The organism is Clostridium sp. UBA7339, assembly GCF_002470865.1.
In the GTDB taxonomy this organism is placed as follows: domain Bacteria; phylum Bacillota; class Clostridia; order Clostridiales; family Clostridiaceae; genus Clostridium_J; species Clostridium_J sulfidigenes.
Genome location: NZ_DKPI01000012.1, coordinates 1 through 14,151 on the forward strand (window position 1 = coordinate 1; position 14,151 = coordinate 14,151).

Sequence of the window (14,151 nt, forward strand, 5' to 3'; positions counted from 1 at the left end):
AATCCTCTTCGCGGAGCCATTTTTAGTCTTACAAAGTAAGGCTTTTTTTATTTTTTGATAATATATTTGAAAAGTATGCAACATAGCTATTAATTAAATATTAGCTATGTTGCATACTTTTAATATTAGCTACCTTCATGTTCAGTAGATATCATTATTTGTTTTTATTATAATGTTTCCATTTATATCAGTCCTAAGTATTTTAGAATTTAGATTTTCCAATGCTTTTAAAGTATTTTTATGAGGATGACCAAAATCATTTCCCATGCCACAACTTATTACAGCTATTCTAGGGTTTACTTTAGATAAAAATCCTTTGGAAGATGAAGTCTTACTTCCATGGTGTGCTACTTTTAATACAGTAGATTCTAAAGATTTTTTACTAGCTAATAAAATATTTTCAACTTCTTCTTCCATATCTCCAGTAAACAAAAATGAGGTATTTTTATTTATATATTTTATTACTATAGAATGATTGTTTAAATTATCATCGGAGATATCACCGGTCCATAGAAAATCTATATAATTATCCTCTGAAAGTTGAATTTTAAGATCGTCATTAATATTTCTAATTGTAAGTCCTTTACTTTTAAGTGCGTTTACTAAGTTAGAAAAATTCTTATCTGTGGATAAAACTTTAGGCATAATAAACTCTTCTATATAAAAATTATTAACTATATCATCCATAGAACCAATATGATCTTCGTGAGGATGAGATGCAATAAGGTAATCTAATTTTTTAATTTTATATTTTTTAAGATAAGAAATTAAAGTGTCTTTAGCGCTATTTGGTCCACTATCTATTAAAACATTAAAATTATTATTCTCAATAAGAATAGAATCTCCTTGGCCAACATTTATAAAATGTATCCTAGTTTCTGAATCCTTCAATTTAGTATTAATACTATTTTTGCTAGTATAACCTAGTAAGAAAAAGGAGACAAAAAATATTATAGATAATATAAATAGAGTTCTATTACTTTTATAAAATTTTTTCATGAGACCTCCTTAAGTAGTACATGTAATATATAAAGTATTGACAAAATTTCAATATATACTTCACCAGAATAAATATTATTGATATAATTAAATGTAAACATTAAAAAAGGACGTGAATTATTTGAGAAAATTAAGATTTGGAATAAAATTTTCTTTTAAAATGCTTGAAATTGCCATTAAAAGAATTACATATTCAATATGTAAAAATAAATTAACAGAAGAAAAAAGGGAAGAATACTTATATAATTTAGAGAAGGACTGGGCTGCTGCTACAATTAAATATTCTGAATTAAAAGTTCATGTTGTAGGTAGTGAAAACTTATTAAATCAAACATGTGTTTATGTTTCAAATCACCAAAGTATGCTAGATATACCTGTAATAATGATGAATATAAAAGATACTGCAGGAGCTGTGGCTAAAATCGAAATGAAGAAAGTACCGGTTATATCCTATTGGATGAAGGAATTAGGATGTGTATTTTTAGATAGAGAAAATGGACGGGAAGGTTTAAAGGCAATCCTTCAAGCTATAGAAATAATAAAAAGTGGCAGATCTATGCTTATATTTCCAGAAGGTACAAGAAATAGAGACAAAGGTGTAGGTGATTTTAAAAAGGGAAGCCTAAAACTTGCAGTTAAGGCTAATGTACCAGTGATACCAATTACGGTAAATGGAACCTATAAGGGATTAGAGGGAGATCCAGAAGATTTAAAAGCTCAAATTATTTTTCATAAACCAATTTATATGGAGGACTTAAGTAAAGAGGAAAAAGCTAATTTATCTGAGATATGTAGAGAGATAATAGCAAGATCACAAGATGAGAATATATAATATATAAATAAAAAGCTTCAAGGAAAATTTCTTTGAAGCTTTTCTATTAAATTTAATTTAGTCTATGGTTAATACTATGGATTTAAGTCTAGTCATAGCTTCAATACTATATTTTATGCCTTGAGTACCCATACCTGAAGCTTTAACACCGGAGAATGGGAAGTGATCTGGTCCTCTTTCAGACTTATTATTTATTTGAACAGCCCCCACTTCTAATTTGTTAGCTACATAGAAGGCATCATTAATATTTCTTGTAAATACACTGGATTGAAGTCCATATTGAGACTTATTAGCAATTTCAATTGCTTCATCTTTATCCTTTACTCTAATTATAGGTAGTACAGGACCAAAAGGCTCTTCCCATGCAATACGCATATCACTAGTTACCATATCAAAAAGAGTTGGGTGTAGTAAGTTACCCTCTCGCTTATTACCATATAGTAATTTTGCACCTTTACTTAAGGCATCTTGAATAAGCTCTTCAACAAAATCAGCAGATTTTTTATCAATTAAAGGAGTAATTTTAGCTCCAGATTCAGGAGTGCCTATAGTGAGTTTTTTTACTTGTTCCAAGATTTTAGAGGATAATTCATCGGCAACATCTTCTGTAACTAATACACGTTTAATAGCTGTACATCTTTGGCCAGAATAACTATATGCACCTGAAACAATTTCTCTAGCTGTGTCATCTAAATCAGCATCTTTTAGTACAATGGCAGCATCCTTTCCACCCAGTTCCATAATCATAGGTACCATACCAGCAATTTTAGCTATATGTTTACCTACTTCTGTAGAACCAGTAAAGTTGATAAAGTTTATATTGTCGTTAGTAACTAGATAGTCACCTATTTCAGAAGATTTACCAGTAACAGAGTTTATTACCCCATCAGGAACACCTGCTTCTTGAAATATCCTAATAAGATGAAGAGCACTTACAGCACCCTGTGTTGGAGGTTTAAGAATAACACTGTTACCACCAACTAAGGCAGGAGCAATCTTGGAAGCTGATAGGTTAATTGGATAGTTAAAAGGTGATATAGCAAGGACTAAGCCTATAGGTACTCTTTGAACTAGACTCATCTTATTTTTTTTAAATCCTGGGAAAGTATCAGCAGCTATTGTTTCTCCTTCTAGATTTTTACCAGCATCTGCAGTAAATCTTATAAAATCTGCAGTACGCTTTACTTCAGAAATAGAGGAATTAATATCTTTGCCTATTTCCATCATAAGAACTTTAGATAATTCATCACAATTTTCTTCAAGCAAAGTTGCTGCTTTATGTAAGATTTCAGAACGTTTACTTACAGGTACATCACTCCAGGAATTTTGGCTTTCTTTAGCAAAACTTATTATCTTATCCACATCATCTTGACTCATTTGAGGTATAGTACCTATTAATGAGTTATCACTAGGAGAAAAAATATCTATAGTATTTTCAGTTGTCATCCATTGACCATTTACTAAATTACAGTAATGATTTTCTTTCTTTACACATTTGAACAAAGAAAAACCACCTCTTTCATATTTTTATTTATTAATAATATTATTATCAAAGAGGTAAGTTTAAATACTAGAAATAGAATATTAAGTTTTAATTACTATGCAATATTTGCAAAATTTTATCTTCAGAAATATCTAAATTGGAAAGTAATCCAGATACGCAGGTTAGATATTCTGGTGTTGAGTTACTGCTCCATTGAATTTTATCATTAATAATATTTTCCACTATTCCACATACATCAAAACCAAGACCTTCTAATGAATATCTTAATTTCCTTGGGAATATACAAGGCATGTTATTACTACGAGAGCAGTTGTTGCAAATTAGGCATCTTCCAGAAAATAGTGCAATGCTGTCATTATAATAAGATTCTAAGGAGAGTATTTTATTATCATTAAATTCTCTAAAACTATAATAAAGACCATTAAAAGTATTAGTAAATTCATCAGTGCTATTACTTATATCACTATATTTACTTAGAGAGTAGGTAACAATATTATTTAGTTCTTCCTTTGGAATTTGGTTTATATAGGTTTTACCACTAATTACATAACAATATTTGAACTTAGAAACATATTCTAAATCACTAAAAGAGAGTGGAGGACAAGACCATACCTTATTAAATTTATTACAACTTTCGCAGTATTTATTTACTATCTCAGGAGTATAATACTTTAATAATTCATCAATACTACACTTTTTAACATTATAAGAAATATATTTTATCATTTTTAACACCTCAGCTAAGTTTTTCATAGGATATTTAGGCATAGAGCATTTTTATATAAGTTAAAAAATTTATTTAAATTACATTATGCTATTGCCAACCTATCTAAACTATTATAAATTAAAAACAAAATAAATCCTATAAAATTATAAAATAAAAAAGCCGCAATTGCGGCTTTAGAAATTATTCCACATCAGTATATTTACTCTTTGCAAAGAATGATATAGCATAAAGACCTGCTAATCCTACTATGGCATAAACAATTCTACTAAATGTGCTTATAGCACCGAAGGCACTAGAACCTGCAAATAAAATTGCAACTAAGTCAAATTGGAATAATCCTATTAGGCCCCAGTTTACCGCACCAACAATAACTAAAATTAGTGCAATTGAGTCTAATACTTTCATAAAAACATCTCCTTTTAAATAGATTACAGTTGATAGTATTACCATTAGTTTTAAATTTTAAACAAAAAATCATAAAAAATCCTATTGTTAATATTTTGTGAACATATTAAAAATCTGTTATAGTAAGTACATTTTTATAGATATATATTATATAATACTATTTAGTTACAATATATTTGAAAGAAGGAATTTTATGAAAAATGTATTAATATTTTTAGGAAGTATTTTATTATTTTCAATTATAGTATTAGGTATATATGCTTTACTAAAGAAATTTGTATTTAATAAAATAAAAATAAACAAATGGTTAGTACTTATAATGGCTTTTATTGTGTTTGTAGTACCACCACTAGTATTTACAACATTACCAGTGTTAGTAACAAATTATGTAATACCAGGTATATTCGTTATATTATTTCTATGGTTTTGGGATTTGTGTGGCTTCATGTCTAAGACTCAAAATAAAATTGCCAAGGCTGCTTATAATAAACCTAAGAGTAAGAAAAATGATATAGTAATAAAACCAAAGGCAAAACCTAATAGAGTTAAAAATAATCCTAATAATAAATAAAAATATAGTTGAATTAGATAAAGAAAAGGATGCAAGTATAATTAAATACTTACATCCTTTTCTTTATTTTTTTATAAATATGCTATAAAACCTTTATTCCATTAACATAGGTTTCTAAAATTTTGGTTTCTTTAATTTTGTTTTTAGGTACAGCAGTTATATCTTGAGATAAAACTACAAAATCAGCTAGATAATTTACTTTAATTTTACCTTTTATATCTTCATCAAAGGACATGTAACTAGGTCCTGTAGTATAAGCTTTTAAAGCATCTAAAGGGGTAACACCTTCATCAATATTAAAGCCATCTACAGGTTTATTATTTAGATCTGTTCTATTTACAGCTCCATGGATTCCTTGGATTATATTAAAACTTTCAATAGGAGCATCAGAGCTAAAGGCTACAGGAATGCCTTTCTGTATCATAGAATTAAAGGCATAACTACTTTTAGTTCTAGCTTTGCCTACAGCTTTTTCAACTATAGGATAATCGCTCATAATAAAAGCTGGTTGTACATTAGCTATTACATTGAGCTCCTTGAATCTATTTAATAAATCCTCATTAGTAAATTGACAGTGAACTATAACAGGTCTAAGATTATCCTCAGTATCTTTAGAAATTTTTTCATAGGAGTTTAATATCATTTCACAAGCTCTATCTCCAATACCATGGATAATAATTTGAAATCCTTGTTTAAAACCCTTAGTAACAAAATTATCTAAATCCTCTTGAGAATAAATACTAATACCATTACCAGGAGTATCCTCATAGTTATCTATCATAGCTGCAGTACGAGCACCTAAAGAGCCATCTTGAAAAAGTTTAAGACCTCCAACCTTAAGAAAATCACTACCTACCTTTGACTTCAAACCAAAACTATTAGCTTCCTCTAATAATTCATCAGTATTAAGGCATAGCTGAAGAGTTATTCTTACAGGGAGGTTGCCTTCTTCTTCTAACTCTCTATAACTTTGAATTAAATTAGGTAAACTTCTACAGTGAGTTAAGTCTTCAGTTTGGACAGAGGTTATGCCACATTTAATTAAGTCATCAAAGGCGCTACGGAGTGAAGATTTTATCTCTTCTACAGAAGTGGTAGGAACCTTACTAAGTGCAATATTTAAAGCATTTTCACGAAGAATTCCAGTAGGAACTCCATTTTCTCTATCTATAGCACCGCCAGTAGGATTTTCTTTCATTTTATCTATACCTAAGAGTTCAATAGCTTTTGAGTTAATTACCCCTATGTGACCACATATTCTAGAAAATATAATTGGATGATCACAGGAGATTTTATCCAGATCATATCTATTAGGAAGTCGTTGTTCTTTAAAATAGTTATCATTCCAGCCTCTAGAAATTATGTATGTATCCTTTGGAATATTGTTTTTATTAAGATAAGACTTCACAACACTAATCATTTCATCTATGGAGGATAAGTTATTTAGCCTTACTGCAGTCTTTTGAAACCCATAATTAAGTAGATGCATATGAGCATCATTAAAACCTGGAACTACAGTATTGCCTTTTAAATCTGTAACTTTGTAGCCCTCTTTAGAAAATAATGACAGTAAGTCGTCATTACATCCTACCGCTAGAAATTTTCCATCTCTCACAGCAAAGGATTCATAAACCTTATTGTTATCCAAGGATATAACGTTTCCATTAACGTATATATCTATAGACATATAATCACCACCTATTATAATATAGTTAAATAATATATATAGTTATTCTTTAGAATAATATAAAATCCTCTTTAAAACTTGTAAAGGTTTTAGTTGTTGAGAAATTTTAAATAAATTGTAGTGTTATTTATACATATAACTTGTAAAATTATTATTATATGATAAAATTTAAATATAAATTATTTTAAAGGAGAGCATTATTATGTGTAGATGTTGTTGTTGCTGTTGTAACATATGTATAATTTAACAAGATACTACTGAGCTATAATAATGTAATTAATAATTGATATAAATTTTAATCGTTATTTAAGCTACAGTTGGTTCTGTAGTTTTTTATATTTTATACTAATATGATTTAGAATAAGAACAGTTTAATGTTATGTAAAGTATAAATATAGTTAAGCATATATTATATAGATAAGTTACAGAACAGTAATTATCATTAAAACATTAGTTATAAGAAATATGTAAAGGAGACATGAGATGAGTTTTTATTTATACAACACCATGACTAGAAATAAAGAAGAATTTATTCCTGCCAATAAAAATAAAGTTGGAATGTATACTTGTGGCCCTACTGTCTACAATTATGCCCATATAGGAAACTTAAGAACATATATATTTGAGGATGCATTAAAAAAATCCTTAGAGTATGTAGGTTATAAAGTTAAGCATGTTATGAATGTAACAGATGTAGGTCATCTTCAATCAGATGGAGATGAAGGTGAAGATAAAATGGCTCTAGGTGCAAGTCGTGAGCATAAAACAGTATGGGAAATCGCAAAATTTTATGAAGATGCTTTTTTTGAAGATTGTAAAAAGCTAAATGTAAAAAAACCAACAGTGGTATGTAGAGCAACAGAACACATAGAGGATATGATCAAATTTGTTCAAAAGCTTGAAGAACGTGGTTACACATATGAATCAAATGGAAATGTATATTTTGAAATAGATAAATTTGAAGATTATACAAAGCTTGCAAATCTCAGTATAGATGAGTTAGAAGCTGGTAGTAGAATAGAAATAGATCCAAATAAGAAGAATCCTTTAGATTTTGTACTATGGTTTACAAATTCTAAATTCTCCAATCAAATAATGCAATGGAATTCTCCTTGGGGTAGAGGATTTCCAGGATGGCACTTAGAGTGCTCAACCATGAGTATTAAATACTTAGGTGAGAATATTGATATTCACTGTGGTGGAATAGATCATATACCAGTTCATCATACAAATGAAATTGCTCAATCAGAAGCAGCTTTGGGTCATAAATGGGTAAATTACTGGGTTCATGGAGAATTTTTAGTGTTAGATGGAGGCAAAATGTCTAAATCAAGTGGAGACTTTTTAACAGTATCTAAACTTGAAGAAGAAGGATTTAGTCCATTAGATTATAGATATTTCTGCTTACAATCTAAGTATAGAAAACAACTGGTATTTAGTTTTGAAAGTCTAAAAGATGCCCAAAATGGCTATAAGGCATTAAAGAAAAAAATAGGGACTATATTAACTAATATTGATGAAACCAATAATATGAATAAGGAACTTATTAGCGGATATCAAGAAAAGTTTAAAACTCAAATAAGTGATGATTTAAATATAGCCAATGCATTTACAGTGCTTAATGAGGTTATAAAAGATGGTGAATTAAATAATAAAGAGAAAGCATTTTTAATTGAAGATTTTGATAAAGTTTTCTCACTTAATTTAATGACTATTGAAAAAGAGGCTATTGAAGTGGATGAGAAACTAATAAATCATCTTATTGAAGAAAGAAATATTGCAAGAAAAGAAAAAAACTATAAAAGATCAGATAAAATTAGAGCACAGTTATTAGAGATGAATATAGAGGTGCTAGATAGTAAAGAAGGAACTTCTTGGAGAGTAAAGTAAATAAAATAAAAACACATGGGGTGAATTTGAAAGTAACTCCATGTGTTTTTGTTAATCCTCACAATTGCATATGTTATTAATAAAGTTATATATTCTACATTCCAATACAGGATATATACAGTTAATTTGCTCAAGAATTTTATAGGCAGTTTTTTCAGCTTTTTTCAATTTAGAGGTTTTTCTTTTAGTGATAGTAGAATTATTTAATAATTGTGTTGTGCCCATAGTTAGATAAGAAGTATTAGAAAGCTGAATTAATATTTGAAGCAAAGGTGATATACAATTAGCTACATATAAAACTTCATAATCATTAAGAGATAATAAGTTAAGCTGAGTTTTTAGCACATTTAGGCTAGTAGTAATTTCAGTTAAAGAAAGCAACTCACTTTTAAGAGAAAGTAAAGTGCTGGGATCAGAAGCAGATTCTGAAGAACTTTCATTTATTTTATCTAGGCTAGATGATATTAGTGCTGTTAAATTGTCTATGCTAGTAGATATTTTGCTTATATCCTCCATAAAATACTCCTTGGAAATTTAAAATTCATATATTAAGTATATTAAATAGAGTATATATATATTCATTTTACATGTGATTTCAACTATGGCAAAATATATATAGGCAGAAAAATGTATAAAAATATAGATAATATTATTGACATGGGATAAATAATCGAGTAAAATAATAAAAGTCATTGAGAGTATTCGATGATAAAGAAAATAGTTATTTTCTTAACTGGGCGATGATATTGCAGACTTTTTCTATATGAGCAATATCCGTATATCAACAACTAAGTTAGTGGTATTATCGCAATGCTAATGAAAAATTAAAAAATTCTTCATTAAAGACAAACTTATTTAGTTTGTATAAGTACAAAGATAATTATAATTTCTATGTACTTATCTGGTAAGCATATCTTGAAGGTAACACCCGTAACCATGCCGAACACGACGGTTAAGCTTCAAAGAGCCAAAAGTACTGCACGGGAGGCTGTGTGGAAGGATAGGTTATTGCCAGGTAGTTTGGTTCACTAGCTCAGTCGGTAGAGCACATGACTTTTAATCATGGTGTCCGGGGTTCGATCCCCCGGTGAGCCACCAAAACACCTTATTTTATAAGGTGTTTTTTTTATAGGTTGATTACAAGGTCTTTACTCCTATGTCTTTCAAAGTGAGAGTAAAGAGGAGTTAAGTCCATAGATATCCATTGCTCCTAAAGGAGAACCAGTTCTAAGTATGGAAAAAGCTCTGTTGAAAATTACAGGGATAGAATATATTGCTTTTAAATTTTGAAATCGTATAGATAATCAATTTAGTATTTAATATTATAAAATGGCTTGATTTATATGAAAAATTCATATAAATTAAGTAAGGAAGAAAATTAAATTTAATATTGTATGGATGAATGTTATTGAAGATACTTAGTTTTTTAAAGACTAAGTAACCGTAGGAGAAAGAGTTAATTACAAGCTTTTAATTAACTTGAAACTTTCAGGTTGAATACAATAGCAGGACATAACCCTGGAGAGACTCTTTACATTAATAATTAAAGAGCATCAACGAAGCAACCTTTATAGGGAATCTTTCAGATAAAAGGACAGGGAGTAAAAAGCATTTATTAATTATGTTTTTTACTCCTTTTATAATGCAAAATATTAAATTGGAATATTATTACACATAAGTAGAGAGGAGAATATAATTATGCTATTAATTATTTTTGAAGTTGTTGGAACAGTGGCATTTGCATTTTCTGGAGCTTTAGTAGGGATGCAAAAAAAATTAGACTTATTTGGAGTTATATTTTTAGGAATTATTACAGCTATTGGGGGTGGAATATTTAGAGATATAACCTTAGGACAAACACCACCAACTGCTTTTATAAACCCTACTTATTTTATTATAAGTATAGTGGTATCTATTATGGCTTTTTACGGATATCCTAAATTATCTAGTATGTACACTACATCTAAAAGAAAAGAAATTATTTCTGAATCTCAGGGTAATAAATATATGAGTGAGGAACAAGTACTTAAAATAGCTAATAGGAGAAAGCAAATAGCTATCTTAAAAAAAGTAATATTAATTTTAGATTCAATTGGACTTGCTACATTTACAATATTAGGTGCAAATTTAGCTTTTAAGCAAGCTCATAGCAATATATTTTTAGTAGTTTGTATGGGATTAATTACAGGTGTTGGAGGCGGAATTTTAAGGGATACCTTTGTTCAGGATACTCCAATGATCTTTAAAAGGGAGATTTATGCAGTGGCATCAATACTTGGAGCATCGGTATTTTACTTATTTAACTATTATGAAGTGAATTACGATATAACTTTTTGGGTATGCTTCACAATAATATTATTATGCAGAGCTATATCTATAAGACTCAAATTAAATTTACCAATATCTAATTCTGACAAGTATGATATAAACTTATAGGGCCAATAATTAAGTAAAGAAAAAGCTCATATAGATTTTAATAGTACATTACGTGAATATATCTACTGGATATATTGCAAAAAGTAGTAACTTCTTATTTCTAATATTTTTTATAAATAAACATCACATAATTATTATGAGTACATATTATATTATTAGGAACAGCTATTGAAGCTAATTCTTAATGTAAATAAACATTAATATACTAGATCTAGACAGAAATATTTTATAGTATTATAGGTTCCTATAAAATGTTTAGTTGTTAGAAACTATTATAAAATTGATTAAAAAGTGGGGAGAAATATAATATGTTAAATAATAATGAATTCTTCTATTATGATGAAAATAATGAACAAGACTATTCAGCAGAAATGTTTGCTCAAGATTTCAGATATGGACAACCGGATGGAGTAGATTTTGAACAAGAGTCCTTTAGAGGCAAAGATGGAAATTGGGGACATGATTGTAAGCCATCACATCATAGACCATGTCCACCATGTCCAAGACCATGCCCACCATGTCCAAAACCATGCCCACCATGTCCAAAACCATGTCCACCATGTCCAAGACCATGCCCACCATGCCATTGTCAATGCTCAAGCGGAGATGATTGGTGGATAATTTTAATACTATTATTCTGCATATGCCCATTTGGTGGATTTTTCTGGTAAAATATAGTATTATCAATAACTTAAATGCAAATATTTATAGATAAAATATTAAAATAAACATGTATCAAATATAGAAATGGTCATCACTGTATATTAATATATATAGTGATGACTATTATTTTAGGAGGATTGTAAGATGACTAGACGAGAAAAATTGATAAAACTAATTGAAGAGAGGCTTAATAAAAATGAAGTTATAAATTATTATGTGGAAGGTGCTTTTGAAAGTACTGTAAATGGAAGACAAAATACAATGACAGGGATACTAGTAACCACTAATGAAAAAATCAGATTTTGTGGTAAAAGATTTTTCCTAGTTTATGATGACATTATAGAATATAAAGATATTGAATATGTAGAGGCTAATGAAGAAAAACTTGGCCATAAAATTTTTATAGCTGGAAAAGAAAAATCTTATTCAATGAAATTTATCATAAGCAAAGATGTACATAATTTTGTAGATAGTATAAATAAAAATTTATAATAAAATAAGTAGCCAAAAGAAACTTCAAGGTTTAATGATTATTATCTATAATAATAGTAAATAATAATAATAATTTAAATCTGGTGAGTATACTATTAGAGGCTACACCCGTATCCATTCCGAACACGTAAGTTAAGTTCTAATAGGCTATATATACTACATTAATGAAAATGTGGGAAAAGTAGTTATTGCCGGGTATAAAACAGAAGCTAAAAACTTTAAAGAAGCAAGATAAAAGGATGTATAATGGTTTATTATTAATATGCTTAACATATTTATTAATGAATCTATTAAAATCTTAAATTAACTAAAGATATAATATACGGTGACTTTAAAATATAAAGAAGAAGAGATAGTTTTTTATCTCTTCTTTTTTGTGCAAAATCAGCTATTATTAGCCAAGTTTATGTTATTAGACAATCATTTGTAAATAAAGATTAAAACTAAATATATAGGTAATGTAGATAAAAATAAATTTAAGATAAATTTAAGCTAAGTAATTTAGTATAGGATTGTACTAGATGACACAAGGAGGTGATTTATATGAAACAAGTTAAATTTAGACACGAGATAAAGCATTTAATAAATATTTCAGACTATTTGGCAATTAAAAACAGATTAAAAAATATTGCACAGTTAGATGAGAATGCAGGAGATAAGGGTACTTATACTGTAAAGAGTCTATATTTTGATAATATTAATAATAAGGCATTAATGGAAAAAATTAATGGAGTAAATAATAGAGAAAAATTTAGATTAAGAATTTATAATGATAACCATTCTTTTATAAAATTAGAGAAAAAAAGTAAAGTTAATGGATTATGCAGTAAGATTGCAACAAGTATATCTATGAATCAATGTGAAGATATAATAAAAAATAATATTGATGACATATTTAAATACAAGGAGCCTATTTTAACAGAGTTATACTCAAAGATGAAATATGATTTATTACGTCCTAAGACTATAGTTGAATATACAAGGGAAGCATATGTATTCAAGCCAGGAAACGTGAGAATTACCTTTGATAGTAACATTAAGAGTGGTTTATATTCACAAAATTTTTTTAATGATAACCTTGCTACCATAGGAATGCCAGGAAGGAGTCCTATAGTTTTAGAGGTTAAGTTTGATGAGTTTTTTCCTGAAATTATTAGAGATATGATTCAAAGAAAAGATAGAGAAAGTTCTGCTTTTTCAAAATATGCAGCTTGCAGAATTTATGAATAAAATTAAGTTATTTGGAGGAGATAAAAATGGATAAAGCATTAAGTTTTAATGATATTTTAAAATCAAGTTTTTTAGAAAAGGCATCAAGTTTTTCAATTGTAGATGTAGCTATAGCCCTAGGACTAGCTCTTGCTATTGGACTATTCATATTTTTAGTATATAAGAAAACTTTTAAAGGCGTAATGTACTCAGAAAGTTTTGGTATTTCACTTATTGCAATGAGTTTAGTTACAACATTAATTATTCTTGCAATTACTTCTAATGTAGTACTTTCACTTGGTATGGTTGGTGCTTTATCAATTGTAAGGTTTCGTACAGCAGTTAAAGAACCTATGGATATTGCATTTTTATTTTGGTCAATAAGTGTAGGAATTGTTGTAGGCGCAGGATTAATACCTCTTGCAGTATTTGGCTCAGCATTTATAGGAATTATGATTATGGTATTTGCAAATAAGAAAAGTATTGATAATCCTTATATCTTAGTTGTAAGTTGTAAGGGAGATAGAAGTGAAAATAATGCCATGGAGTATATTAATAAATATGTTAAAAAATATGTGGTGAAGTCTAAAACCGTTTCTGCAGGGAGCAATATTGAATTAACAGTAGAAATAAGATTAAAAGAAATGTCTACTCAATTTGTAAATGAAATTAGCAGTATATCAGGAGTAAACAATGCAGTGTTAGTAAGTTACAACGGAGAATACATGTCTTAATA

The 14,151-nt window shown here is 28.4% G+C and carries 14 protein-coding genes, 1 tRNA gene, 2 rRNA genes and 1 riboswitch; of the genes, 11 read left to right on the top strand and 6 right to left on the bottom strand.

Translation table 11 applies throughout. From position 1 onward, the window contains the following. Positions 1-141: 141 nt before the first annotated feature. Positions 142-999 (bottom strand): ComEC/Rec2 family competence protein, encoded by an 858-nt coding sequence (locus tag B2S02_RS11780; protein ID WP_346920743.1) that lies wholly within the window; start codon positions 997-999, stop codon positions 142-144. Between the two features lie 121 nt (positions 1,000-1,120). Between B2S02_RS11780 and B2S02_RS11785 the strand changes: the two genes are divergently transcribed. Beyond that, on the top strand, positions 1,121-1,831 hold the full coding sequence (locus B2S02_RS11785; protein WP_346846304.1) for a lysophospholipid acyltransferase family protein: 711 nt from the start codon (positions 1,121-1,123) through the stop codon (positions 1,829-1,831). 57 nt (positions 1,832-1,888) lie between these two features. Here the strand turns inward: B2S02_RS11785 and B2S02_RS11790 are convergent, their stop codons facing one another. The 3 genes from B2S02_RS11790 to B2S02_RS11800 all read right to left on the bottom strand — a co-directional run bounded on the left by B2S02_RS11790 (position 1,889) and on the right by B2S02_RS11800 (position 4,467). Continuing rightward, entirely contained in the window at positions 1,889-3,334 is a 1,446-nt protein-coding gene (locus B2S02_RS11790) for an NADP-dependent glyceraldehyde-3-phosphate dehydrogenase (protein WP_346920744.1), read from the bottom strand. 88 nt (positions 3,335-3,422) lie between these two features. Further along, a complete protein-coding gene (locus tag B2S02_RS11795) occupies positions 3,423-4,088 on the bottom strand; it encodes a DUF2284 domain-containing protein (RefSeq protein ID WP_346920745.1) in 666 nt (221 codons plus the stop codon). Positions 4,089-4,242: 154 nt separating this feature from the next. After that, positions 4,243-4,467, bottom strand: a complete 225-nt coding sequence (locus B2S02_RS11800) for a DUF378 domain-containing protein (protein ID WP_035134290.1) — start codon at positions 4,465-4,467, stop codon at positions 4,243-4,245. Positions 4,468-4,660: 193 nt separating this feature from the next. Between B2S02_RS11800 and B2S02_RS11805 the strand changes: the two genes are divergently transcribed. After that, positions 4,661-5,038, top strand: a complete 378-nt coding sequence (locus tag B2S02_RS11805) for a hypothetical protein (protein ID WP_346877175.1) — start codon at positions 4,661-4,663, stop codon at positions 5,036-5,038. Between the two features lie 82 nt (positions 5,039-5,120). On the opposite strand, the gene B2S02_RS11810 is transcribed toward B2S02_RS11805, so the two are convergent. Next, positions 5,121-6,725: an amidohydrolase gene (locus B2S02_RS11810; RefSeq protein ID WP_346920746.1), complete on the bottom strand. Its 1,605-nt coding sequence runs from the start codon at positions 6,723-6,725 to the stop codon at positions 5,121-5,123. 483 nt (positions 6,726-7,208) lie between these two features. Here B2S02_RS11810 and cysS point away from each other — a divergent pair, with 483 nt between their 5' ends. Further along, entirely contained in the window at positions 7,209-8,615 is a 1,407-nt protein-coding gene (cysS, locus tag B2S02_RS11815) for a cysteine--tRNA ligase (RefSeq protein ID WP_346877173.1), read from the top strand. A gap of 51 nt (positions 8,616-8,666) precedes the next feature. Here cysS and B2S02_RS11820 read toward each other — a convergent pair whose 3' ends face one another. Next, entirely contained in the window at positions 8,667-9,131 is a 465-nt protein-coding gene (locus B2S02_RS11820; protein ID WP_346846310.1) for a hypothetical protein, read from the bottom strand. Between the two features lie 384 nt (positions 9,132-9,515). Here B2S02_RS11820 and rrf (B2S02_RS11825) point away from each other — a divergent pair. The 8 genes from rrf (B2S02_RS11825) (at position 9,516) to B2S02_RS11860 (ending at position 14,149) form a co-directional block, all read left to right on the top strand. Beyond that, positions 9,516-9,632 (top strand): 5S ribosomal RNA (rrf, locus tag B2S02_RS11825). A gap of 5 nt (positions 9,633-9,637) precedes the next feature. After that, positions 9,638-9,713, top strand: a tRNA-Lys gene (locus tag B2S02_RS11830). A gap of 410 nt (positions 9,714-10,123) precedes the next feature. After that, positions 10,124-10,223: riboswitch (glycine riboswitch) on the top strand. Between the two features lie 90 nt (positions 10,224-10,313). Beyond that, positions 10,314-11,051, top strand: a complete 738-nt coding sequence (locus tag B2S02_RS11835; protein WP_346846311.1) for a trimeric intracellular cation channel family protein — start codon at positions 10,314-10,316, stop codon at positions 11,049-11,051. Between the two features lie 308 nt (positions 11,052-11,359). Continuing rightward, on the top strand, positions 11,360-11,722 hold the full coding sequence (locus B2S02_RS11840) for a hypothetical protein (protein WP_346877172.1): 363 nt from the start codon (positions 11,360-11,362) through the stop codon (positions 11,720-11,722). Positions 11,723-11,858: 136 nt separating this feature from the next. Then, entirely contained in the window at positions 11,859-12,206 is a 348-nt protein-coding gene (locus B2S02_RS11845) for a PH domain-containing protein (RefSeq protein WP_346846313.1), read from the top strand. Between the two features lie 79 nt (positions 12,207-12,285). Further along, positions 12,286-12,403, top strand: a 5S ribosomal RNA gene (rrf, locus tag B2S02_RS11850). A 346-nt stretch (positions 12,404-12,749) separates the two neighbouring features. Next, a complete protein-coding gene (locus tag B2S02_RS11855; protein ID WP_346846314.1) occupies positions 12,750-13,436 on the top strand; it encodes a polyphosphate polymerase domain-containing protein in 687 nt (228 codons plus the stop codon). A gap of 26 nt (positions 13,437-13,462) precedes the next feature. Further along, a complete protein-coding gene (locus B2S02_RS11860) occupies positions 13,463-14,149 on the top strand; it encodes a DUF4956 domain-containing protein (protein WP_346877171.1) in 687 nt (228 codons plus the stop codon). Positions 14,150-14,151: the final 2 nt, after the last annotated feature.

Bases quoted from the DNA above. Each gene is read 5' to 3' on its own strand.
- B2S02_RS11780 (WP_346920743.1), bottom strand. From the start codon at position 999: ATGAAAAAATTTTATAAAAGTAATAGAACTCTATTTATATTATCTATA.
- B2S02_RS11795 (WP_346920745.1), bottom strand. From the start codon at position 4,088: ATGAAAAACTTAGCTGAGGTGTTAAAAATGATAAAATATATTTCTTAT.
- B2S02_RS11800 (WP_035134290.1), bottom strand. From the start codon at position 4,467: ATGAAAGTATTAGACTCAATTGCACTAATTTTAGTTATTGTTGGTGCG.
- B2S02_RS11805 (WP_346877175.1), top strand. From the start codon at position 4,661: ATGAAAAATGTATTAATATTTTTAGGAAGTATTTTATTATTTTCAATT.
- B2S02_RS11810 (WP_346920746.1), bottom strand. From the start codon at position 6,725: ATGTCTATAGATATATACGTTAATGGAAACGTTATATCCTTGGATAAC.
- cysS (WP_346877173.1), top strand. From the start codon at position 7,209: ATGAGTTTTTATTTATACAACACCATGACTAGAAATAAAGAAGAATTT.
- B2S02_RS11820 (WP_346846310.1), bottom strand. From the start codon at position 9,131: ATGGAGGATATAAGCAAAATATCTACTAGCATAGACAATTTAACAGCA.
- B2S02_RS11835 (WP_346846311.1), top strand. From the start codon at position 10,314: ATGCTATTAATTATTTTTGAAGTTGTTGGAACAGTGGCATTTGCATTT.
- B2S02_RS11840 (WP_346877172.1), top strand. From the start codon at position 11,360: ATGTTAAATAATAATGAATTCTTCTATTATGATGAAAATAATGAACAA.
- B2S02_RS11845 (WP_346846313.1), top strand. From the start codon at position 11,859: ATGACTAGACGAGAAAAATTGATAAAACTAATTGAAGAGAGGCTTAAT.
- B2S02_RS11855 (WP_346846314.1), top strand. From the start codon at position 12,750: ATGAAACAAGTTAAATTTAGACACGAGATAAAGCATTTAATAAATATT.
- B2S02_RS11860 (WP_346877171.1), top strand. From the start codon at position 13,463: ATGGATAAAGCATTAAGTTTTAATGATATTTTAAAATCAAGTTTTTTA.